16 protein-coding genes and 1 pseudogene are annotated in these 23,259 nt (G+C 65.7%); 6 read left to right on the forward strand and 11 right to left on the reverse strand.

Features of this window, described 5'->3' with window-relative positions; all coding sequences use genetic code 11:
• Positions 1-356 precede the first annotated feature (356 nt).
• A pseudogene (locus tag V1290_RS01610) lies at positions 357-541 on the reverse strand (DUF3606 domain-containing protein).
• A gap of 117 nt (positions 542-658) precedes the next feature.
• Between V1290_RS01610 and V1290_RS01615 the strand changes: the two are divergent.
• From V1290_RS01615 to V1290_RS01625, 3 genes are all read left to right on the forward strand, one after another.
• Complete coding sequence (locus V1290_RS01615; protein WP_334362677.1) at positions 659-1,012, forward strand: hypothetical protein; 354 nt, start codon at positions 659-661, stop codon at positions 1,010-1,012.
• Between the two features lie 42 nt (positions 1,013-1,054).
• Positions 1,055-1,660, forward strand: coding sequence for an ATP-dependent DNA ligase (locus tag V1290_RS01620; RefSeq protein WP_334362678.1), 606 nt, complete (start codon positions 1,055-1,057; stop codon positions 1,658-1,660).
• 283 nt (positions 1,661-1,943) lie between these two features.
• Positions 1,944-2,288: a hypothetical protein gene (locus tag V1290_RS01625; protein ID WP_334362679.1), complete on the forward strand. Its 345-nt coding sequence runs from the start codon at positions 1,944-1,946 to the stop codon at positions 2,286-2,288.
• A 72-nt stretch (positions 2,289-2,360) separates the two neighbouring features.
• Here the strand turns inward: V1290_RS01625 and V1290_RS01630 are convergent, their stop codons facing one another.
• The gene (locus V1290_RS01630; protein WP_334362680.1) at positions 2,361-2,531 is read right to left on the reverse strand and encodes a hypothetical protein; all 171 of its coding nucleotides are present in this window, start codon (positions 2,529-2,531) and stop codon (positions 2,361-2,363) included.
• Positions 2,532-2,663: 132 nt separating this feature from the next.
• Between V1290_RS01630 and V1290_RS01635 the strand changes: the two genes are divergently transcribed.
• Positions 2,664-3,077 carry a hypothetical protein gene (locus tag V1290_RS01635; RefSeq protein ID WP_334362681.1) on the forward strand — a complete coding sequence of 138 codons (414 nt, stop codon included), beginning with the start codon at positions 2,664-2,666 and terminating at the stop codon, positions 3,075-3,077.
• 84 nt (positions 3,078-3,161) lie between these two features.
• On the opposite strand, the gene V1290_RS01640 is transcribed toward V1290_RS01635, so the two are convergent.
• Positions 3,162-3,749: a hypothetical protein gene (locus V1290_RS01640; RefSeq protein ID WP_334362682.1), complete on the reverse strand. Its 588-nt coding sequence runs from the start codon at positions 3,747-3,749 to the stop codon at positions 3,162-3,164.
• A 595-nt stretch (positions 3,750-4,344) separates the two neighbouring features.
• Here V1290_RS01640 and V1290_RS01645 point away from each other — a divergent pair.
• Positions 4,345-4,830 (forward strand): hypothetical protein, encoded by a 486-nt coding sequence (locus V1290_RS01645; protein ID WP_334362683.1) that lies wholly within the window; start codon positions 4,345-4,347, stop codon positions 4,828-4,830.
• A 145-nt stretch (positions 4,831-4,975) separates the two neighbouring features.
• Here V1290_RS01645 and V1290_RS01650 read toward each other — a convergent pair whose 3' ends face one another.
• The 6 genes from V1290_RS01650 to V1290_RS01675 all read right to left on the reverse strand — a co-directional run bounded on the left by V1290_RS01650 (position 4,976) and on the right by V1290_RS01675 (position 21,352).
• Positions 4,976-5,116: a hypothetical protein gene (locus V1290_RS01650; RefSeq protein WP_334362684.1), complete on the reverse strand. Its 141-nt coding sequence runs from the start codon at positions 5,114-5,116 to the stop codon at positions 4,976-4,978.
• Between the two features lie 991 nt (positions 5,117-6,107).
• Positions 6,108-7,814 carry a hypothetical protein gene (locus V1290_RS01655; protein WP_334362685.1) on the reverse strand — a complete coding sequence of 569 codons (1,707 nt, stop codon included), beginning with the start codon at positions 7,812-7,814 and terminating at the stop codon, positions 6,108-6,110.
• Between the two features lie 2 nt (positions 7,815-7,816).
• The gene (locus V1290_RS01660; RefSeq protein WP_334362686.1) at positions 7,817-12,367 is read right to left on the reverse strand and encodes a hypothetical protein; all 4,551 of its coding nucleotides are present in this window, start codon (positions 12,365-12,367) and stop codon (positions 7,817-7,819) included.
• Between the two features lie 3 nt (positions 12,368-12,370).
• Positions 12,371-15,406 (reverse strand): hypothetical protein, encoded by a 3,036-nt coding sequence (locus tag V1290_RS01665; RefSeq protein ID WP_334362687.1) that lies wholly within the window; start codon positions 15,404-15,406, stop codon positions 12,371-12,373.
• On the reverse strand, positions 15,399-18,845 hold the full coding sequence (locus V1290_RS01670; RefSeq protein WP_334362688.1) for a DUF6603 domain-containing protein: 3,447 nt from the start codon (positions 18,843-18,845) through the stop codon (positions 15,399-15,401). Before V1290_RS01670 ends, V1290_RS01665 begins: the two co-directional genes overlap by 8 nt.
• Positions 18,842-21,352 carry a hypothetical protein gene (locus V1290_RS01675; RefSeq protein WP_334362689.1) on the reverse strand — a complete coding sequence of 837 codons (2,511 nt, stop codon included), beginning with the start codon at positions 21,350-21,352 and terminating at the stop codon, positions 18,842-18,844. Before V1290_RS01675 ends, V1290_RS01670 begins: the two co-directional genes overlap by 4 nt.
• Before the next feature lie 661 nt (positions 21,353-22,013).
• Between V1290_RS01675 and V1290_RS01680 the strand changes: the two genes are divergently transcribed.
• On the forward strand, positions 22,014-22,385 hold the full coding sequence (locus V1290_RS01680) for a hypothetical protein (RefSeq protein WP_334362690.1): 372 nt from the start codon (positions 22,014-22,016) through the stop codon (positions 22,383-22,385).
• A gap of 125 nt (positions 22,386-22,510) precedes the next feature.
• Here the strand turns inward: V1290_RS01680 and V1290_RS01685 are convergent, their stop codons facing one another.
• Positions 22,511-22,762, reverse strand: a complete 252-nt coding sequence (locus V1290_RS01685) for a DUF6074 family protein (RefSeq protein WP_334362691.1) — start codon at positions 22,760-22,762, stop codon at positions 22,511-22,513.
• Positions 22,763-23,041: 279 nt separating this feature from the next.
• Entirely contained in the window at positions 23,042-23,245 is a 204-nt protein-coding gene (locus V1290_RS01690; protein WP_334362692.1) for a helix-turn-helix domain-containing protein, read from the reverse strand.
• Between the last annotated feature and the right edge of the window lie 14 nt (positions 23,246-23,259).

Here is a 23,259-nt window from a genome sequence, read left to right on the forward strand (position 1 = left end):
AAATTGGTTTTCCATTGCTAGCGGGCGAAATTGGATGCGGTACTGTCCTCGGTGCGACAACACTCGGTGGGTTTGTGAACATCACCTCGATCGGCCGTTCTTGGGAGAAAGGGCCTGCGGTTGCGACGGCCCCGGCGCGCCTTGCCCGAACTGCAATAGAAATCCTTCCGATCCTGACGATGCCGGCGGACTTCAAGCCCGATCTAAGCCAAATCGAACGCGGCTCGCTGACGATGCGCGACAACCTGCAGTGCGCAGCAAAAGGGCCCCAGCGGCGACGTGCTGGGGCCCTCCTGGAGCTGAGGTGTCGCATCGGCATGCGACGCGGCTCAACTCACTTTCCGCCATTCGCGTTCCTAACGTCCCAGCCGTCGCTCGAGCCGCTTCCGGCCGCTGCCGACCTTCTTGACCGCCTTCTTTACCGCGCTGGCGGATCGCCGGGTTTTCTTCGCCTCGTAGCGAACCTCGAGTCCTGACCGCCCGCCACGCGTGCCGGGTCCTGCTTCCGCCCTCGGCTAGATTGCTTCTTTGCCTTCGCCATCCGGCGATACCTCCATTCCCAAGCAGCAAGGCGACATGATGGGGCAAGTTCCGTTTTCCGGGAACGATTTAGCTCAGGCGAGTTGAGTCCGGATTGTGAGTGGCGTGGAGTTTTGAAATGCGTAGGTCCAACTGGACACCATCGATTGTCCCTAATGATTACGATGAAACGGTCTACCTAGTCGCCGATGATTTCGGCAGAATAGGACGGGCTTGGCGTGAAGCAGACTATGAAGCCACGGACCTGGAAACCGTCATTCAGGATCTACTGACCGGCCAATATAGCAACCCATTCCGCGTAGTCGCCTTCAACGCTGCCGAGCGATGGTCAGAGGACGTCTCCGAAGATGTCGCCCGCGAATTACGCCGTCGATGCGATTTTCAGATGTGCGATCTACCGTCTTCGCTCTTAGATTTCGTAGATCGCCAGGATGCGCCCAATCGGCGCCAATTGACCCTGCGCCTAGCTTAAACCCGGATTCGCATTTCTAGCGGGAATGCCTATTTTTCCCGCATGCTTAAACCCTTATTCGAACCCTGCATTCCGACCCACGGCAACAAGGTGCCAAATGGCGCCGACTGGATCCACGAAATCAAGCATGATGGCTATCGGCTGATCATTCAGCGCGAGGGCAAGCGCGTGCGGCTGTACACGCGTAACGGCAATGACTGGAGCGACCGCTACCCGATGATCACCGAGGCCGCGCTGCGCAACCGCGTCAGCTGGTTTGTCATAGACGGCGAGGCTGTACTGCTCGGCGTTGACGGCCGATCCGATTTCAACGGTCTGCACAGCCGCAAGCACAACGAGAAGGTGCAGTTTTACGCTTTCGACGTGCTCTCACTGGAAGGCGAAGACCTGCGGCCGTTCCCGCTGCATATTCGCAAAGTAAAACTGGCGCGGCTGCTCGCCCGCCGCGTCCACGGCATTTTTCTTTCCGACTTCGAACAGGGCGAGATCGGGCCTGATCTATTCCGACAGGCCTGCATGATGGGACTCGAGGGCATGGTTTCGAAGCGCAGAGACCGGCCCTATCGTGGCGGCCGCTCGCCACATTGGATCAAGGTCAAAAACCGAACCCATCACTCGATCGACCGCGTCAAGGAGGCGTTTTCCTGATGGATGTGCCTTTGACCGTTTCTGGCAGTGGGCGAACAAGCCGCTCGATAGCGACCTCACCATCTCGGCCGACATTCACCACGCGGTGACGTCCTTGCCGCAGGAAGATTGGAACAACTCGCGCCAAGTTCAACGAAGCCGTGCGGCAGGTGTTGACCTGCGTCCTGGTAGCCTAGCGCGCCATAACGCTCGGCGCTGGGGATCACGTCTTGATTGAGACCAAAGCCGAACACCAACAACGGCGGCATCGCTGCGCGGCGCCGCATTTGCCATCGTTCTCTCGATGCCGTCGATCCTGGCGCTCAGCTATGGCCTTGCCGGCTCGACCGGCAACAGCATGGCCACCGGCGCCGTCGTCGCCGCGATCGCGTTCTTGGCGACGCTGGCCTGGCACCGCCCGCCGGCGGCCGATCTGGCCGTCGCCGCGCTGGCCGCAGCCGCGCGGGCCTCGATCGTGGCCACGATCGACCGCGACGGCCGCAATGAGACGATCGCGTTTGTGATAACGCTCGCCGCGTATGTCGCCGGCCGCGGGCTTTCGAGTGCCGACCTGCCGATGCTGCGATCGGCCACCATCGCCGCCGCCGGCGCGATCACCGCGATCGGAACGCGACCGCCACCGCGCTGATCAGCCAATGGCACGATCTGCATGGCCATCCGATCGTGCTCGGCCTCCCCAGCGCCGTGACGATGCTGACGGTCACGCCGGATTTCTGGTGATCGCCGGCGCGACCAGCGGAGCACACGCCCGCCAGCGGCTCGCCTGGTGCGCCGCGATCTTTCTGCCGGTCGCGATCGCCGGCGCCTCGATGATGCGCTTTTCGCTGATCGCGATGCTCGGCGCCGCCCTGCTCGCCGCCGCGATCGCCACGACACCAAGCCGCCGCGCGCACGGCGATCGCCATTGCGCTAACCGTGATCGCGGCCGCCGCCTGCGGCCTCGCCGCGCGCCATCAGACCTCATCGAAATTCTTTCGGCAGTTTGCCGTGATCGGCCAGGCGCATGCCGCCGCCGCGCTATGCCTGCGGCATCGATACGCACAGTTCGATCGCGATCCGCAAACTGCTGCTTGCCGACGCGATCGCCGCGATCGGCGAGGCCGGCCCGCTCGGCCTCGGTCTCAACGCGCTACAGCGCCGCAATTGCCTCGGCATGCCGCCACACAACACCGCCGTGCGGGCGCTGGCCGAGCTCGGCTGGTTCGCCGGCGCCGCCCTGGTCGCGCTATTGGTGATGGTCCCCTGGCGATTATGGCCGATCGCGCGCCACAATCCGGCGGCCGCCTTCCTGCTCTGCGCGCTCGCCTACATCACGGCGCTCTCGATGGTGCATGGCCAGCTCAGCCGTGACGTCACCCTGTTCCTGCTGCTCGGCGCCGGCGTCGCCGCCAGCGTGCCGAGGCGCGAGGATTCCTAACGCGGCCCAGCCATGCAATATTTCGTTCGCCGGCCGCAGATCAGTAGGCCGCTGGCAAGATCACGAGTAGGTGCATTTCCGATATCAGTTCGCTTGTGACTTGCCAGAAAGCTGCCTCGGAACTTCAACAACCGTCTTGTAGTCTTCGAAAATCGCGCGCCTCGCAATTCGCCAAAATGAGCATGCCGGCACAAGTTGCAATCTTCCTTCAATTTCACCAATCGAAAGGTAACGATTTAATCCAAGAGCAATATTTTCCCGCGGCTCTTTCACGTCGTCGTCACTTACCACAACCCCAGGGAGGTTTCCCGTTCGCAGTATAAAATCAAGATTTTTGCCTAGCGGACCCTCAGAGGTGCGTAGCTTTATGTAACTATGGGCTGTTTGATCAGATATTTCGAAACGCGCTGAGATCCTCAGATGCTGGGCTATGAGGGTCCGCAAATTCTGACCATCAAACTCTTTGAAGCTTGCGTAAGCGTCTGATCGCACCGCTTTCTCGAAGTCGATCGCATTGGAAGAGTCCATGAGCGCGAGCATCAATCGCACGCGTCGCCCGAGAAGCTCTTCGGAGAGACGGCGGAAGCTCTCGATGTCTGACTGAGCCGACGCCAAGCATTCCTGTCTCGCGGATAAAGCCGCTCCCCCGACTGTCACAAATACTGCTGACAAGAACCATATTCCGAGAGGACTGTTGAAAAACCTCACAGCAGAGGGCGGGGATCTGCGGTTCCGGGCATTCTGTATTTTGGCATACTTGGGCATTCTGGCCACGAGAACCTCGCGAAACTCAAGAATGCATCTACGATGCACACTATGATTGCGAACCGACCTTTTCGCAAGTGGCTGCATGTCAGAGCGGTGCCGGCTCCGACACTGTCCGCGCAGATCGGCGAGACGGCCGCCGGCAACCCAGAGGTCATAGAGCGCAAAAACCGGCGGTCGGCTTAGCTCCTTACCACGCGAGTAGAAGATCACCTTCGGGGAAATGCGAGAGTCCGGTATCTTTGGCGTGGTGGTCTTCTGACAGCGATTACCGTACCGCTGCGCCCCACTCAGTCGCCCTGCCCGCCGATTGCTGGCCGGATCATGTGCGGCCATCTGATGTCGAGCCCCAGTTTGTCTGCAAGGCGTGCGGCAAGCGCGGAGCGGACGTGCGGCCGGACTTCGAGCGGTGCCACCCCGGCGGCTCCTGCGACGGGATTTCCAATGGATTCTGCGTAGATATTCGACTAACCTAATGCGAATGTTAGTTGCGGGGTCGATTATGAACCCGATCAGCGCACTTGTGGATATTCTGGCCAAGTTAGCAAAGATGGGGCGCGTAGTTGCGAACATAGGCCCTAGTCAGCTTATCAAACAGCTTAATGCACTCCGTTCGAACCTAGAACAATTTAAGGAAGCCATTCGCGAGGATGACGTTTCAAAAATGCAGCAGTTATTGGCAGAGTGTGAGGCCGAATCTGACCTGCTGGAGAAGCGATTGTTCAAGGGTTTGGATGATAGAACCAACAAATCGCTCAGTTCCACTATACGGCGCGCCCGAGCGTCGAAAAAGGCGATAACGAAGAAACGTCAACAAACGCCCAGCCCCCAGAAAATCCGAACTGCTCTCAAAGCGAAGCGCGCAGAGCTGGCTAGCACGATAGCTACACGCGACGAGACACACCGGCAGGAGTTAGTTGAAGAGATTGATAAGGCGATTGGAAAACTGCGGGGAATATCGAAATCCCTGGAGAGCTTTAAGCTTTAAGTTTTGGAAGGGAGAGCCAACCGCCAACGTGAGCCGGCGGGCCTCCGATCTCCAGGGCTCAAATCGCTTCGCGAGCATTGCCAGCCACATGCTGGCCCCAGCTTCCAAGCCAGCACAGCCGCAGTCATGGCCCCGAGGAACAGCATCATCCGTCTCCTCTCATCAGCCGACTGAACGCGCGCTTGAATGCCTCGACCGCGTAAGGCCGGATGATGATTGCGGCCATGAAGCAGCCGGCCGCGATCAGCGCGCCATCTAAATTTGCTTTTGTTTTGCGGCGGACCATCTACCGTAAATTCGTGAGACAGATAGGACCCAAATGCCACGTCTTCGCAAACGCGTATGCCTTCAGGATGGTCCTTTTCTCGATTTGCCTTGGCTGGTGAGAAATCAATTCGTGCGTCTTGCCACCTTCAGTCCGGGTCGTGCGATAAGCTGGACTCGGCCAAGTTTAGGCGTAGTAGCCTCGGGCTTTATCTGTGCAGATCTCACCCAAGGTGCCCAAGGTTGGCTAAAAATTTGGATCGGCCGCATCCCGCAAGAGATTAAGCTCGCTGCACAGCCGAGGAATTTCGGGGGTCAACAGTGGTATTTCGTCTGCCCCATCACAGGCCGACTCGCGTCCGTGGTTTGGAGACCGCCGGGCGCTAGCATTTTCGCTAGCCGACATGCTTGGGCTACCCAGGTAGCCTACCTCTCTCAATTTGGTACATGGATCGATCGTGCACACTTAGGAAAAGCTAAAGTCACGGCACGTCTGTTGGCCAATTGTAACCCGGAGAGCTGTAGCCCACCTCCACGACCTAAGGGCATGAGATTGCAAACCTACGGTCGGTTGGCGGCGCGCTTCGTGGCCTATCAATCAAAGTTGGACGACGGGTTGAGCGCCGCGGTCTCAAAATGGTCGTCGCGATACACAACAGATTTCGAATAGTTGGCTAAAAGTAAAAGCAAGCCAAGCTGGCTGCGAGCCCAAACTACTTGTTCGGCGAAAAGATGCATCCAATCCCGGCCTTCCTGGATTGTTCTCTGGGCAGCGGATATGCAAACCGGCTCCGTGATCTTCGCAAGTGCCTGACGAGCATGCGAGAATTGGGTTCGAGCACCCTGAGTGGACCCAATAATGGACCCAAGGCCTGAATTGTTGGGCTCGGCGGTATCGATTGAAATAGGATCGGATGGAGCTTGAGCGCGTCTCAAGCATGATCTGCCGTAGCAGTACGGCTGGCCTGTCGGGTTGCTTTCCTACGGCATGCCGTTGATCCGATAGCCGCCGCCTACCCGCCTTCAGTTCCGTCGAACACGAGGCCGCTCGACGCTTCGCCCTGCCCGGCAGACTTGCGTCGGGCGATCCAGACGTGGGTTGATCCGTCGGTCCAGCGCGCGCGGCAGACGACGCGCGTGACGCGGGTGCCGGCGCGCGAAACCTCCTCCGCGTGTATCTGGTACGCTTGCCCCGCGAGGGTCGACGGCAGCAGGATCCTTCCCGCGGGCGTGACTAGGCCGCCGCCCGGATCGGGCATGCCGGCGCGCGCGAGCGCGATGGTCCCCGTCGTCTGATCGAGGGTGACCGGCACGAAGGGGATCCAGTTGGCCGGGACGTCGGTCTGGATCCGATACGTGAGGTGATCCGGCGGCGGGCCCGGCGCGGATGTCCGCGCGACGTTCCGTTCGTGTCCCGAACGCGGAACACCGGCCCCGCCCTCGATCGTCTCCTCGACCGCCCAGACCATGTTCGCGAGATCGTCCCTCAGAAAGCGCACGTCTTCGATCGGCGGCCCATGCAGCATCAGCTCGGAGGCGGTCGGCGCAAGTAGCAGGAAATCCCCTATACCGGACGCCGCCGCCGGAGCGGTGATCTCGAAAAGCGACCAGCGTTCGCGCGGCGGCAGCGGGTTGCGGTCGGCGCGCTCCACCAGCGTGTCCACGCCGAACACGTCGCGCACCGTGAGCGCATCGATCCGTCCGAGATGGCCCACAGGCATGTCGTAGGGAATCACGAACCAGTCGTTCCCGTGCACGAGCATGAAGTCCATCACGACCAGCCGCGCGAGGTCGCGGCGGTCCGGCCGGATGTCTCCGAAGTCGGTCGTTCCCGATTCGAAATCCCACCAGCGCGCGTTGGGCATGCCGCGGAAGCGCACGGGCGTCGGGATGATGCTCCAGGACTTCGCGACCGGCTGGCGGCGGTCGAGTCCGTCGCCCGTCACCATCGCGCCCGTCAGGGTGAACGCGTGCCACTCGAATGTGCCGTCGGGCGAGCTGCGCGCCTGCAGCTCGATCGCGCTCGCACCCGTAGGCGAAGCAGCCGTCGAAGCGAAGATCGAGGCCGCGTATTCGAGCCGCTCCGGCCGCCACGCCGGCGGATCGTCGCCGCCGATGTCACCGTAGACCGCCTGGACCCACCCCGCGAGCGCAGCCTGCGCGATCGAAACGGCGATCGCCGTGCCGGGCGGCAGCACGACACCGGCGGGCAGCGACGGTGGTGACGTCCGGGACGCGTGATATACGGCGACGCCGTCGAATGACCGGCCCGCCGCGACCAGCGCGAAGCGGCGAGCGTCGGTGTCGTCGGCCGGCGCGTCAGGTAGCGGCACGCCCGCGCGGAACGCAGCGATCACGTCGCGCACCTGTGATGCCAGCAGTGCGCCCGCCGCGAGCAGATCCTCGAACGTCTGGGCGAGCTCCACCCGCAGCGACAGATCGGGCGTGAAGGCCTCCCGTTCGACGAGCGGTTCGAGAGGCGACCAGGCCGGGAGATCCGAGACCGGACCGTCGCCGGCGCGCCAGCCGGTCACCGGCGCGTTCGTGCCCGCGACGCGCGCAAACGCAGGCGAGCCCGCGTCCTCTCCCTGGAACTCTCCGAACTGCCACTGCCGGGTCAAGAACCAGACGGGATCGCGGACGCGGGCGCTCAGCGGCTCCGTGAGTGACGGGGCGCGGGGCCTCGGTTCGAGACGGTTCCAATGGGTGATCGATGCCATGGCTATTCGGATTGAAAGGCGACCTGCGCCTGATTGATACGGGCGCCATCGAAGCTGGTGCCGACGGTGTCGCCCGCGGCATTGCTCGCGAGGTAGATCGCTGGCAACAACTGCGACAGATCGGGCACGCCTGGGACCCCGACACTCGCGGGCACGTCGGCGTGGACAGCGCGGATCTGCGCCAGATCGAAGGTCTCCAGCAACACGGCCTCCAGGGAGTCCGCATCCCACTGCGGCGCATTGGTCGGGCAGACGGCGAGTAGAACGGCCTGCGCCGCTTCCGCGCCCGGATCGTCGTAGTGAAAGCCGACGCCGGTGGTCTCCTCGGTGGACGGAATGATCTCGGTCCACTCGTCGATCATCAGACCGGCCCACGGCTGCGTCGCTGAAGGAGGCGTCGCCGGATTGAACAGCGCGAGCGACGTGCGGCGCGCCGCCGGCGCCTTGTCGGGCGTGAACGGCAGGCCGACCCACTGGGCGCCCGCCTCGTACGGCAGCTGCGCCAGATCGAACGGCGGCACCGGCGTGCCGATGCAGCGCGCGTAGCGCGCAACCCGCTGCCAGAGCCCGATCTGCGCGCGCACGCGTTCCAGCTGCTGCAGCCACTGCCGCTTGACAGCGTCGTTGGGGACGAGCGCGCCGCCGGCCCCGAGCGCCTGTTGCAGGCCGGCTGCGTTTCCGGGGAGGAAGCGCGGCAGGAACGGGAATCCGGCGCCGAATATCGCGGCGATGCGCGCGCTCGCCCCGGTGCTCGCGTTCGCGGCGGCGATGCGGCCCGCGAGATCGCGGAGCGCGGCGTCCGCCGCCGCGACAAGGCGGAGCCGCTCACCGGCCGGCGTGGGCAGCGGGAGCGGCGGGAACGACGTGGCCCCGTACCCCGCGGCTCGGATGACGGCGGCGCGCAGGCCCGTAAGATCGGGCTCGGGATCGCCGGGCGCGGGATCGGGAACCGCGGCGCGCGCGCTGGTGAGCGCCGCTTCGAGCTGCACGAGCGCGCCAAGCGCCTGCGCCGCCCGAGCGTCCGCCTCGGTGGAGAGGCCATCGGCGCCCGACGTCGCCAGGTCGACCTCCGGAAGAATGACGTCCGCCGGTGCGAGCGGACGGGCCTTGCCGATCAAGTCACGTGCCGCGCGCAGCAACTCGAGGATCGCGGGCAGCGTGCGGATGCCGCTCGCGAGCCAGCCGGCGTCGGGCGCGTAGAGGACCCGGCACGTCGCCGGCGGCGTCCACCCAAACGCCGCAACCACGATCCGCCGATCCAGATCCGAACCGTCGGCCAGCGGGTTCGCGTTGCGTGCGTCGAGCGCAACCGAGCCCCCTCCGCCGTCGACCAGCGGCAGCAAATCGAGCGGCCGCAATCCGAGCTCGACCAGACTGACCGTCTGCACGACGTCGGGATCGCCGCGATGTGGCCCCGGCGTCGCCACCCGGCACCGGACCGTCGACGGATCGCCGATCAGCGCCGCCAGCCATCGATCGAGCCACGGCTCGGTGGTGCTCCGCGGCGTGGCCGGCAGGCCGCTCCACGCGTCGGGCGGCGGATCGCCGCCCAACACGAGCGCGACGCGGTGGGTGAGCGGCACGCCGCCCCTCGGCACACGCGCGATCTCGGGATCGGGCGGACGGACGCCGCGCGCCTGCGCGTCCATGCTGGCGCTTGCGCCCATCGTCGTGCCGCGCACCAGCTGGTGCACGCCCTCCGCCGTGAGCAGGTCGGACACGGCGTCGAATGTCTCGTCGAGCGCGGCCAGCTCGGCCTTCACGCCCGCGAGATCGGGGTCGGCCGACGGCAGATCGGGATTGGCGCCGAACGGGATCTGGCCGGCGTCCGCCGCGGCACGAAGCGCGAGCCCATCGACCACGTCCGGTGCGGCGGGCAGATCCAGATCGGGCTGCGGGTAGAGCTGCCGCAAGGGCTCGATGTATTTCTCAAGCTGCCGTTCATGGAGGCCACGTTCGAACTGGTAACCAAGCAACCCGCGAAGCGACTGCCCTTCGCGCATGCCGCCCAGCAGCCAACGGGCCGCCCGGATCCGATCGGACGAGAGATCGAGCGCGTACCGCTCCTGCCCCGGCCCCGAACGGGAGAGGTAGCCGTTGCGAAGCACCGCAGCTGTCGCGGCGTGCGTCATCGACGGCGCGTGGATGAACCCGCCGTTGCCGGCCTGCAGCGAGACCGTCCGACCGTCCTCCAGGCGCCGCTCGGCGGGCGCGGCGACCGGGCGAAGATTCTCGACGAACCCGAAGGCACCGAGGTGAATCCCCTGAGGCCGCGCGGCGCGCAGCTCGGCTAGCCGCTCCGTCGCGAGCGCCGTAATCCAGGCGTCGAGCCGATGCGCGCAGGTGTCGAGCGTCTCCGTGAACAGGCGATCCAGCTCCGCGGTCGGCAGCGATTCGAGCAGCGTGAGCGCGCCGACCTGATCGGCGAGCGTCGACGTCGCCGTGGTCGGCCCCGTCGCAGCGGGTGACACGACCAATCCATGCAAGTACTCGCCGAGGGGGGCGCCGCCGCCGACGCCGGCGAGCGGCGCGTCGAGCCGGTTCCAGATCGTCTTGCGGTCCTCGGTCCCGGGGACGATGCCGACGAACTCGGGCTCGCGCCGTTCGCCCACGTCCAGCGCACCCACCTGGTCGATCAGATCCAGCGCCGCACGCCGGTAGCCGAGGAGCAGCCCGTGCCGCGCGAGGCGATACAGCAGCTCTACTGGCTTCGGAACGCCATCGGGCACGCGCTCGGCGCGGAGGTCGGCGGGCGTCGCCGTGCGCAGCCACCGGAGGTAGTTGAAATCGAGCGCCTCCGTCTCCGAGAGGAGCGCGCTCACGAGCGCGAAGCGGAAGCGCGCGCTGCCGGGCTGGAAGACCGCAGTGGCGACGCGCGGAATCTCGACGCCACCATTCCAGAGGTCCTGGAGGCGGCTCACCTGCGTGGACTGCGCGGCCAGCCGCGCCGACCACGCGATGCCGGCGAACGTCGCCAGATTGGTCGCGGCGTCGGGGCCAACCAGCGGCCTCACCCAGACCTCTCGTGCGCTCGCGTCCTCGGCGAGAATGTCGAGCAGCGCCTGATCCGGATCTCCATCTGCGGCGATGGCGCGCGGAACGCCGGCGACGCCGCCCAGCCAGTAAGGCCGAAGCTTGCGCAGCAGTCCCGGCAGAAACCGGCCGAGCGCCGTCGCCGCGCGCCGCGGCTGCCAGCGGAGCAGCGACGACACAGGAAGCAGCCCGTACGGCACCGAGCCGACGCGGAAAGCGGGCAGCGGCCCGCGCCCGCGGACCCACGCGACGTAGAACGCGCGGGTCTGATCCACCGCCGACACTGGGACCACGGGATCCAGCAGCTGATCCAGGAAGTAGCCCCACGTCGCCGGCCAGAGCGCCTGATTCATGGCGCGCGCCGCTTTCTGCTCGATGCGGCCCGCGCCTGCGATGTGATCCGCCACCGCCGGAACGCCGACAGCGCGCGCGAATGCTTCGCCGTCGCTGCCCGCGATCGCTGCCGTGTCGCCCCGCTCGACCGCGAAGCTGACGGCGGCGTTCGGGTCCGGCGCGGGAAAGCCCGACGCGGCTGCGCCGGTGTTGTTCGTCGGCGTGCCTTGCTGCACGAGCGCCAGCCCGCGGCTGTAGTGGTGGCCGCCGAGTAGGCCCTGCAACCGCGCGCCGCCCTCGGCCGGCGCGAGCGAGGCCTTCACGCCGTAGACCAGCACGCGATCGAATCCCTGCGCGAGATCGGTCCCGTCGATGCTGAGCACGATCCCCATCCCGATCGCCTCCGCCCGATCGAACTGCACGGTCCAGAGGAGCGCATTGTCGAGCATCAGCCCGTCGCCGGAGATGTCGGTGACGCCCGCCGTGTCGTTGGGATCGATCGCGGGCGACACCGTGACGGTGAGCGGCTCGGGAATCGGGCGGCCGGCGCCGCGCCGGACGACGGCGCCGCCACGGACGCAGGCGACGACCCAGCGGTCGGGCAGGACGCTGGTGGTCACCGGACGGCTCCAGGTGGCCGACTTTAGATCGACCGCCGGAAACAGCGGCGCCCCGGCCGGTCGGGCCGCGAGGTTCGTTGGCGTCAACACGCGCGCGATCCACGCCGCGCGCGTCGCGCCCGCGAACGCGACGAGCGCCCGCCACGCCTCCATCTCCTGCGTCGGATCCCACGCGGTCGTCCAGAAAGACGTGCCGGCGTCGCGCTCGGTGATGGTCAGCTCGGGCTCGTGACTGTCGGCGGCGATCTCGTCGGGATAGACGCGCACGCGGAGGCACGGCTTGCCGACCTGGTTGCCGAATCGGGTCTCGATCCGGACGGGCAGCAGCGCGATGGGGTACTCGGCGGTGAGGCGGGAGATGTCGTTCCCCGGATCGCTGTGCAACCAGGCACCGAGCGACGAGAGGTAGGCGCGCTCCGCCTCCGCCGCGTTGCGGGTGTTGGCGGCCGCGGCCTCCGGCCGTTGCCCGGCACGGAGCAGCGCAGAGGTTTCTTGCGCGCGGGCCCGCGCCGCGCGTAGGGCGACCAGAAGGCGTTCGGATGTCGGGTCTGAGTTCGGATCAGCCATCGCTCAAGCCTGAGGGGGAATCATGTCGGATCCGTGCACGGCGACCCGCATCGGTGGTTGAAGCGTGATGTACGCGAGATCGGCGGCGCGGGCGCCTTCTTGCAGGTGCCACTTCGCGCCGCCGGTCGGATTCACCTGCGTGGTGTCCGGCAACGCCGCCGCGAGATCTATGTTGCGGATCGCCTTCAGCTCCCCGTCGGTCGTCGCGAGGTGACCCCACGACAGGTCGGACCAGCGCGCGGGCCGGCCCCCCACGACGTCGGGCACGTCCAGGCCGAAGTGCGGCTCCGAGGGATGCTCCTGCAGGACGAAGAACCATCCTTGATTGACGGAGCCCGCGGTCTCGTCGCCGCGCGCGTCAGCCGCCGTCAGGTCGAAGCCGAAGAAAGCGACGTCGGGCGCGAGCCGCCCGCCGAACGCGGGCAAGAGCTCGGTGTCCGTGAGATCGTGGGTTCCGCCGGAAGCGGCCTTCGCCTTCACCGCATACACCTGCGTGTTGGGATAGCGGCGGAAGACCTCGCCGCGGATCACCAGCACCAGATGCTCGCCGCCCGGTGGCGGCACCCGCACGGAATGCTGCCCCAGCGCCGACGTCCGGTCCCACGTATCGAGCGCCGTGATGTCGAGCTCGGCGCCGGGCGCGGCGTCACCGCCGGCCGGGTCCCAGAACTGGCGGAAGTAACTGCCGCGCATGTCGGTGGGGTACTCGTTCCACTGGAGCTCGCGTGCCATCTCGTGATTGAGACCGACCATGTACGCTTCGATGAAGCGCTGGTTGGTAAGCACCGTCGTGACGGTGTTGGGGAGGACGTCCTTGATGCCCGGCAGGATCCAGTCCTGCGAGACGGCCGCGAGCGGCGCGTACATCGGCTGCGGAAAAGTGGGCGCCGCCATCACCGTCTCAGCGGGATCGGCAGTCGGTTGGCGAACGCCGCCGGGCAGCTTCATGCGGTCGCGCAGCCCGGCCACGACGCTCACCTTCGGATCGATCGCGGCCATCACCTTGGCGCCGAGCTCCGGCAGTTTCACCGCCTTGAGCTCGGGCACGTCGGCGGCCCGATCAGTGAGCTGCGTGGCGAGCTCGCGCGCCGCGGTCCGGAACGCCTCGGCGCCGCCCGCGCGCGCGATGCTGCCCGGCGGGGGCTCGAGCCGGCCCGCCGGAATCTCCACCGGCGCGAAGCTCGGTGGCGGCTCGACCGCGTCCAGCTGGGCTGGCGTCAAGCTGCCGGCGGTCAGCGCATCCAGGCGCGCCGACGCATCGACCTGCTGCCGCGCCTGCCGCGCCGCCACCACCGCAACGGCGCCCGCGGCGAGGCCAGCGATCGCCGATACAGTTCCGGCTGCCGGCCACAGCAGCAGCCCCACGATCACCAGGGCGAGCCCGATCCACGGCAGGCGCTCGGCCCGCCGCCGGAGCCGGACGATGTTGCCCGGCGTGTCCCACGGCGGGCGGGTAGGTGGCGCGGAGGTCGTTGTTACGACGTTCGGGGACGTCAGCGCCGGACCGGGCCCCTTCAGCTCGCCGCGGTTCATGCGATCGAAGCCGGTCCACGGAGCGCCGGTCCGCCCCTGCCGCCGTCCCACCGGCCCCCGCGGGCGCAGGACGCGCCGGAACTGCGATTCGAGCGTCCCCGGGAGGATGGGGCTTGCGGCGAGGCGCGCTTGGATCGTGATCGGACTGGCCACGACGCGGCTAAGGAGCGGCGCGCTCAGCTGCAGCACTTCGTCCGGCCGGTTTGCCGGGATGTGACGGCGATAGATGCGAAGCGCGAGCTCGCGCGCGAGCTGTGTGTACCGGAGCCGCTGATTCGCCTCGCGGATCCCGTCGACCTGCGCCCAGGCCCCCGCCATGAGCTGCCGTTGCTGCGTCTGGATCACACGCGCGCCAATGCCCGCCGCGACGCGTTCGCGCGGATCCTGATTGAGATCGTTGAACCAGATCGGCTCCGATGCCGGCCGCACCCGGTCGGACTTCGCGTGCCAGCAGCCGTAGAGCGGCGGCACCACCGCACGATCCGCGCCGGGCTGTTCGAGGCGGTCGGCGGGGAGATTCAGCAGCGCCGCCAGCCTCGCCACGAACGACTGCTGGACGGACCCCGACCAGTCGGTGCGTTCCATGCCGATGGCTCGGAGCGCGCCCTCGAGCCCGACGGCGCGGTCGAAGGCCGCCGGGAGCTGGTCTCCCGGCGTGGACACGTCAAGATCCCGGCGGCCTATCGTCTTAGGCAGAACGCGCGCCTCGAGCTGACGGACGAGGAACTCGAAGTCGCCCGCCGCGCCCGTGCCGAACCGCCACCGGTGGTAGATCGGCAGCGTGACCGGACCGCTGTCCGTCCAGGCCAGTTGTAGTGCATCCAGGTCGACGGGCGCTGGCTCGCCGCCTCCGGCGCGACGGCCGCGCTCGAAGGTTGGTACCAGAAACGCCGTGTAAGCGGTCAACGGCTCCAGCCGGCGCGGACAGAGGAGCCGGCTTATGGCGCGGGCCGGATCGGCCGCGATGACGCTCGCGATCTCCGCCGCGCCGAGGTTCTTGCCGCCCGAGATCTGCGCGTGGGCCCAGGCCCAGGTCTGCGCGAGCGACGGCAGCACGGCGGCGTCGTCGACAAACAGCAGCGGCAGCGATCCGGCGTGCGCCGGTTCGCGCACCTCTTTGATCTCGTCGTCGCGCAACACGACGAGCGCGATCCACGGCGTCAGCCGGTCGGCGCTGCTGGCGCGCGCGGGCGTGTAGCGCCAGGGGAAGTCGGCCTGATCGAACTCGATCAGCGGGAAATAGTTCGGCTCGACGTCGAACGTGTCGGGCGTCGGCGCGACGCGAATAATCGCGTCTCGATCGACGCCGGTGACGTCGCCGGGCCCGAACAGCGCCAGATCGACGGGCGGCGGCGTGATCGTCTCGTTGAGCGTGATGCTGACCGACAGCGCGATCCGCGCGACGCCGCTGCCGGGCGGCGGCGCGACGCCTTCGTCGCGGGTGATAGCCGTCGCCATGCCCCGCCGGAGCCACGGCACGAACGTATAGCTGCCGAGGTCAGCCACGGAGCACGCCTTCCGCCGCCAATACGACCTGCAAGGTACCGCGATCCTCGGGATGAAGCGCGAGGTGCCGCGATAGGATGTCGTAGGCGCCGTGCTGCGAGAGGCCGGTGCCGAAGTTTTGCCGGACGGCAAGATCGGCGACCCCGGCGATTACGAAGGATTCGTCGCTGACCGTGACGGCGGGGCCGCTCAGCGCGCGGCCGGTGGAGAACTTTTCCGGCCCGGTTCGCCGGAACGGCGCCCGGCCTGCCGCGCCCGAGGCGACCATGACCAGCTGGTTCCGGAGCGGAAGCGGGTAGTCGGGCGCGGGCGCGCCGGCCCACGGCCGGTCGACGATGCGCGTCTCGTAGACGAGGTCGGTGCCCAGCCCCGGCCCGGTCTTGACCCCAGTCCCGACGATCTCGAAGCCAGCATCCATCTTTGCGAACGACGGGAGCGAGAGCTTCTCGGCGTCGCTGAACTCCGCGAACTGCGCCGGCGCGAACTGGTCCTGCACCGCCGTCCACGGAATGTCCTCGCCGGCCACCCGGACCGCCGTGACGTTGTAGGCGACGGGCGCGCTCGGCTTCCCTTCTCCGAACTTCGTGATTGTCCGGTTGAGCGGCAGCACCTGCTCGCGCAGCATGATGCCGCCGACAGGATCGATCAGCACGCGCGTCTCGCCCAGCGGCGTGGTCACGCTCGCCGCGCGCCAGACCGCCGTTGGCAGCGTGCCGCTCCAGCTCAGCGGATCGCCGAGCGCCGCGAGCAGTGGTGGGAGCGGCTCGATCACGGCGAGGACGATGTCCTTCAGATCGCCGAAGGTGTGGTCGAACCCGACGCATACGTCGAACAGCCACAGCGAGACGCAGGCCCGCCCTTTGGCGTGGAACGGAGACACGCCGGAGAGCGTGGCGCTCAACGACACGCCAGCCAGTTTCGTGCTGCCGCGACTTAGCTTCACGCCGCCGCTGAAATCAGTGACGAACGCGAACGGCAGGTACGAGAACATCGCGTCGAACCCGATCCAACCGTAGATGTTGAAGCCGCCGTACTCGGCGTAGAGCTCGGCGAGCGCGCCGACTTGCGAGGTGTTCGCGGTGCGCGCGAGATACCCCTTGAGCGTGATGCGGGGGTTCTCGCCCAAGCCTAGCGACACGGTTAGCGGCTGAAGCATCGGGAACCCGGCGGGCGGTTGATAGTGCGGGTTCACGCCGCCGACGGCGAGGATCAGCGCCGGGTCGCTGCCGCAATCCAGGAGGAATGCCATATCGCCACTGATGGCGAACGCGGCGACGTGGGAGTCATGCAGGCTCGCGAGCACCGAGACGCGCAACGATTCGAGGTCCGGCACGCCGAGGAAGTCGATGTGGAGGGCGACGAGCGCTTCGTCCTCCTTCGGCAGCGCCATACTCAGCGAGCCCACCAGCAGCAACCGGATGGGCAGCGGAACCTCGAGGATGAGGCCGACCTTGATGTGGACCAGCGTCGGCGTGCACCAGCCGAGGAGCGCCATCGGGCCAAAGACATAGCGGCCCTGAGCAGGCGGGAAGATCGTGCGGATGTCGGAGAGGATCTGGTTCGCGTTGGCGATCGGATTGTCGGGGAACAGAACGCGGTCGAGCGCTCCGGTCCGAAGGCCGGCCTGGATCGCGTCGATCGCGACCGTCCGGTTGACCCCCGCTAATCCCCCGGCCCCGTTAAGCGTGAAGCCGTATCCGAGCTGGATCGTCGGGAAGGTGGCCGCGATGATGATGAGGAACGAGTAACCCGGGTTTCCGTCGGGCAACCTCGTGTCGAGCAGGCCGATCGCGGTGAGCCCCACCTTCGCGATGCGGAGCTGGAGGATGCCGGCGTAGCGCCCGGTGGCGACGTCGTGCGACAGGAACCCGCCGCCGGTGACCAGGCTGGTGTCGATCGAGACGCCGAGGCCCGTCGGCGGCTTGAAACCTGTGGAGACGTCGAACGGGCCGGCATTCCCCGATGCGAACGTCGCCGTCAGCGTTACTCCGAGCCCATCGATCGCAAAACCGATCGGGCCTATCGCGCCGTGGATCCCGACGTCGGCGCCGGCGGTGAGCGCGGGCGGCGCGCCGCTCGACAGGCTGGCCAGCACCGCGAGGTGGACCGTGTCGATCGTGATCGATCCCAGCTCCAAGTGGGGCGCGACCGTGATCTCGAACCCGGCGCCACCCGTGAAGGCCAAGCCACGCTTGTTGCTCCAGCGAATGCCGAGCTGGATCGGGATTGTCAGATCGTGGTTGGCGAACAAGCTGGCGAGGAACGAATCCTGATCGCCGAGGGCAAGGACGGCCTGGAGTCCGTGCACGTCTGACGCGAGCTGGAGCTCGAGCTCGCCCTGCGTGAACGCGAAGCCGAGACTGGATTCGGCGCCTTTGAACTCGAGGCGGGTGGCGCCCGCGCTGCCCAGCAGAACCGACGGCGCAGGCGGGTTGTAGTCGAGAGACACGCCGAACCCGGCTGACGGCGGCTGCGTACCCGGCGCAAACGGGTAGCGCACGAGAACGTCGCCCGGGCGCACGATGATCCCGAACGCGCTGGCAATGTCGCTGCCGGCGCGGATCTTCAGCTTCAGGTCGTCCGCCAGCTCCACCTCCTCGGTGAGCGAGCTCGGGATCGATGGGCGCAGCGCGAGACCCGGGAGCCTCCCTTCGTCGGCGGGAAACTCGACGACGACCAGATCGACAGGAACGACCTCGTCTGCGATCACCGGTCGCGCGATCGGAATGCGCAGCTCCCAGCTCACCGGTTTCGGCAAGGCCTGTCCCGGCGCCTGCAGCCCGGCCGAGAACCCCGCGTCGTCAGGATCGCGTACGCGATCGATACCAGCGGGAATGTGCAGCGCCGTGCAGAGATCATGGAGGTGATCAACGACGCGCGGGAAGTTCAGCTCCGCGGTGCCCCACCCGTACACCCGCTCCGGAAGTGACAGGGGATCGGCGACGATGGCGGGTATCTGATCGAAGCGGAAGCGTTTCTCAACGAAAGCGGGTCGGCTGCCCGCGGGGGGAGTCGGCCTGATGGTGATGACACCCGTCATCCGGCACAACGTCCAGACATCCGGCAGTGCGCGCATCAGGTAGTCGACGAGCAGCAGCTCGAAGATCCGGTCGGCGATGCTCTCGAGGAACACGGCCACGTCCACGCCGGCGGGCGCGTCGCCGATCCCTTTCAACGTTGTGTAGAGCTGGCGCACCTCTTCGAGCACCGCCGCCGCGTGCTCGATGCTGGGATCGTCCACGAGCTGCGTGACCGCATCCAGCGCGCCATCGACGGCGCTGCCCAGCGCGGTGTACGCGGGGGGCAGATCGTCGACCGACCACCCGAGCGACAGCATGAACGTCTGGAAGTGCTCCAGGTTGGCCACCGCATCGGCGAGCGGCTGCACGGCCAGACCTAGGTGCCGGGCCAGCGTCGGAAGGAAGTCGCTATCACTCACGGCGGCTCCGGCCAAATGACCTGATACGCGGCGTCCGCCCTGCCGTGCTTCGTGGGGTCGAGGTTGTCGATCAGGATGTACCGGCAGACCGGACAAAACGCGTAGATCGCGTTGCGCGTGTCGCCCAGGTAGGCTCGGGTTTGCCGCCGCATCAAGCAGGTTCCCGTCGGATGAAAGACTCCGCAGTTGAACTGCTGGCCGCCGTCGTAGATCCCGACGATCCACTGGTGGTACCGCGGCAACTTGAACGCGGGCCCTTCCGCGGGGAGATTGCGCGGATCCTGCGGCTCGGATTCGGTGGCCGTACAGGCGTACGCGGCCGGCGGTCGGCGCGCGTTCAAGGGACGATTGGTGGTGGTGATGTGGTCGCGGACCGCCTTCGCCATCATCATCAGCTCGGTAGCGCCCTTTCGCCGCGGCACGAAGACGATGTCCCCCTTGCCGCGCGCGAACAGCGATATCACTCCTGCGTTCAGCGGCTCGACGGTGATCTGAAACCGGCTGTCGACGCTGACGATCTTCAGCTCGTCCGTCGGAACGGGTGACAGCGCCACTGGCCGCCCGCGAATCCTGACGACCTCATCCTTGTGGAATTCCTCGCCCCGGGCTGTTCCCTCGTGGCTGATCTGAAATGGTGAGCTCGTCAGGATGGGAAGGTCGGACGTGATGACGGCAGCCTTGGCGATTCGGTGCCATTGAGCCCATTTGATGGTATCGCCTTGGAGCTTTGCAGCGGCGTCCTTGATGGTCTTCTCACTCTGGATGTTGCCATACCTCAAGATGTCGCTCTCATCGCTCGAGGTGATCGGCCGCGCCAGAGGAAATTCGCCGTATTCATCGCCGAGGCCCACGTTGTACTGCTTCGCCGGCACGCCGAACGCATGCGCCAATTCGTGGACCAGCGTCGTGACGGTGTCGGTGTCGATGTAAGACGTCGGCGGATAGGGATCGAGGATCGCCTGGTGCGCGAAGCCCTGTACCTGTGCCTGAACTTGCAGCTCCGAATGCACGCCAAACGCCAACGTGCTCGTGCCGGGATCTCGCGCGCCTCCCTGACGGGACCCCGCACACAAGAACACGACGAAGGGGTACGACGGCTTGCCGGGCGTTCCCCACTTGCCGTCGCGAGACAGGTTGCTAAGCATGAGATCCAGCGCTTCGCGCTTCATCCGCAGCGGCGACATCGCGATCGAGCGGGGCACGTCATATACCTCGGCGCGTGGGCGCTCGCCATAGGCCAGTCCGAACGCCGTATCTCTCTCGTCGATCAAGTAGCGATCGCCGATGCGCTGCCAGAGCCTGTGCACGTCCGCATCGACGTTCATGAGGGTCGAGGCGAAGAGACCATAAAGGTTGCGCCACCGTGGGATCTGGTCCGCCAGCGTCGTCGTCTGGTCGGCCGGCACGGGCAGCGTGCGAGCGACAACTTCGCTGATCGACGGAGAATGCGCGCCCGGCAGGGTGGGAGGATCGACGACCTCGTACCAAGGATCCCAGGGTGAGTGAAAGGTCTCGTACAAGACCGATGGCCCCGCCTCGCGCGACGGAACGAAGGCGGACCAGAACTTGACAGTGGCCGGCATGCGGTTGATCGGAAAGACGCGCGGACTCTCCATTGCCTGGGTCGCTGCGTTCACCGCGTCGTTGAATTCGTTTCTCTGGGTCGTCAGGTACCCTTCGGATAGAAACAGGATGTTCAGCTGGTCTTCCTGTGGAAGCGCCGTATTCGGCTGCCCGACGGGGTCGACCGTGACGGCGGTCGAGAGCGGATCGGCGACGCGAATCGTGCCCTGGACCGTGCTTCCACCGAGGGAGCTTGGGAGCGTCGCCTTGATCTGGAGGTGTCCGCTCGCCGCGTTGACCGGCCAGAACTCCGCGGTGCTCGCTTTCACGAAAATCTTGGTGGGAGCCAGAGTGTCCCAAACGATCCCCGGATGATTCGTGATGTCGCCGTTCGTATCGTCGCCGAACTCGGCAAGGATGCGGAACCGCACCGGCGTGTCATTGCCGCCCGCGCTTTTATGTGCGGTCAGGATCGACGGCGTGATCCAAGCGCGCGAGATCCCGGGGTGCAGGTGAATCCGAATCGCTGGCACGTCGGCGAGCGCAGCACCTGTTTCATCGATGACGGCCGGGCGTATGATGAAGTTGTGCAGGATGTCGGCCGGCAGCGGCGCGTGCTGGTTGAACGTGACGACACCTGTCTTCGGGTCGACAGAGACGTCGTTGGTGGCGTGCTTGATCGGGTTTGCGGTGAAGTCGACCGGACGGAACTCCGGGACGAAGAGGACAGTGATCTTCGGGTTGGTCGTCGCGGCGTTGGCGGCGGTCGCCGTCAGGCCGTGACCGGGAGAGGTCTCCAACCACAGCAGATCACTTAGTGACTGCGATGGCCCCAGATTCGCGATGACGTGGACGTCGTAGCCCTCGATCTCATCGGGGTGCTTCGGATTTCTCCACCGCGCGGAAGTGACTGGCATGCGCAGACCCTCTGCCGACGGCAGCATCCGCTTCTTCGTCGACGATGTCTAGAGCATTTCCGGCTCAGACGAACTCATATCCTCGTATCGCATCAACCTTGCTCCTGACGACGGGTCTGCTCTTACATTGAAACAACATTGCAAATGCTCCACGCGAGCGCCAGCCTGCCCGCATTGCGACAATGTGCACGAAATCCCGTTGCGACATCGCGCGCTCCGAAGAGCAAGACGCTATGGCCGCGGCGGTTGTCACGGTGCTAGCTGTCCGCCGTCCATGTGATCGCAAGCGTCGGCTGCGGTCTCGCGACATCCGAGAGCCAAACCCTTATCTCGTGGTCCAGGGCAGTGTGATGGCCACTCCAAAGCCTTCCGGCGCCGCGTAGATGAAATAAGCAGTCTTGGGAGTGGGGTAACCACCGCCGGGAGCTCGATTCGCTCTACGTGGCCTCCCTACGATCCCGCGGCTCGGTGTGGGCCAGTCGAATTGGAGGTTCGCCGCAGGCGGGGGTCTTCGATCATACCGAAATGGAGTTCAGCATCCGCCGTGCCATGGAAGTGGCCGCTGCAGAATACAAGACTGGCCGGCTCAATTGCCGCCTTGCGCGAGCTTGCCCAGCGGCCCCCTCCCCGAGATATCTATAGTAGTTTGGGATTCCCCGGTGATGCATGTAGTGGGGGATTCACTACTATGGATTTCTTGGTTTCGGGTGTGGTTTCCCACACGGAAATTCGAGTTTTTACCACACCGGCTTCTCGATTTGTCGGCCGGCGCGCGTCGAGCAGCCCGCGCGCAAACCACGGCGTCCTGCATCGTTGCAAATCGTCGCCACTCGTGAGTGCCGTTGTAGCCGCCATGGTTATCTCGGTACGTGAGGCGATATCTGTTGGGCTTTCGGAACTCAGCGTTCCCTGCCCTTCCTCTTTCGGTTACTTCGATGAAGCCCAGCGCTTCCGCTTCGCGGATTGCGGGAGCAATCGCTTGACGATCAATACCGTATTCTTCGAAATTTTCATAAGTAACAGGAAGCCGACCGTTCTCTTTCCCACCATGGTGCGCTAGCTCGACTTCGATTCGGCTTATCACACGATGAGCAGACAGGCTCAAAACCCTATAAGCAGGTGATTCAAGCATCTCGACAGTTCGGGCTGCCCATTGCCCGACGATTGAGCTTCTGCGCTTACCACTCACGTCGCACCTTGGCTTCCGCGCCGCTGGGCCAATCTTGCGCGAAGAGCATGCTTCAGTTGATCCACCTCACGCTGGATGTCGTCACCGGCCACGCCCCGTCGTTGCAGTACCTCAGCTTGGATTTTTAGCTGCTGCTGAAACAGCCGCTCAGCGGCAGCGGGACTCATTGCCGACGCGTGTCGTGCCAAACGATCGATCATGACTTTGCGACTCGCCAGCGGAAACGGAATCACAATGCAATCCTTCAAGGCCTATCTCCCGTGGGCGATCTTCGATCCACTTAGGTAGGCCGGCCAAGATCGCCATCGCTCTGGGGTCGACCTCGCCTACGTATTCTCGCGTGCAGCGACGCAACGCATCTGCTGTGCGGCAGTACGACCGGCCACGCCAATCGTCTTTACGCGATTTTTCTGGCGATCCACGGCGCTGTAGTATCCACTGGATGCTGTCACGGCATTCAATTACCCGCCAGTTATCGTTCAGTCTTGCGACGAGGCGGTCGTATTCGTCATCGCATTCCCGAAGGCTCACTTCGCACCCGCCTGCGCGAGCAACCGATCGAAAGCTGCTTTGGGAACCCGAAGCAACTTTCCGATCCGGATGGTGGGAATGTCACCTCGCTTCGCAGCCGCATAGCTCGCATTGCGCGTAAGTCCCAGCATCGCGCCGGCCTCCGGCACAAGGTAGGTGAGACACTTGTCTGGATCGATGTCCTGGCGCTTGTTCCGCACGGCAAATCCTCCTT

The organism is Bradyrhizobium sp. AZCC 1578 (assembly GCF_036924675.1).
In the GTDB taxonomy this organism is placed as follows: Bacteria; Pseudomonadota; Alphaproteobacteria; order Rhizobiales; family Xanthobacteraceae; genus Bradyrhizobium.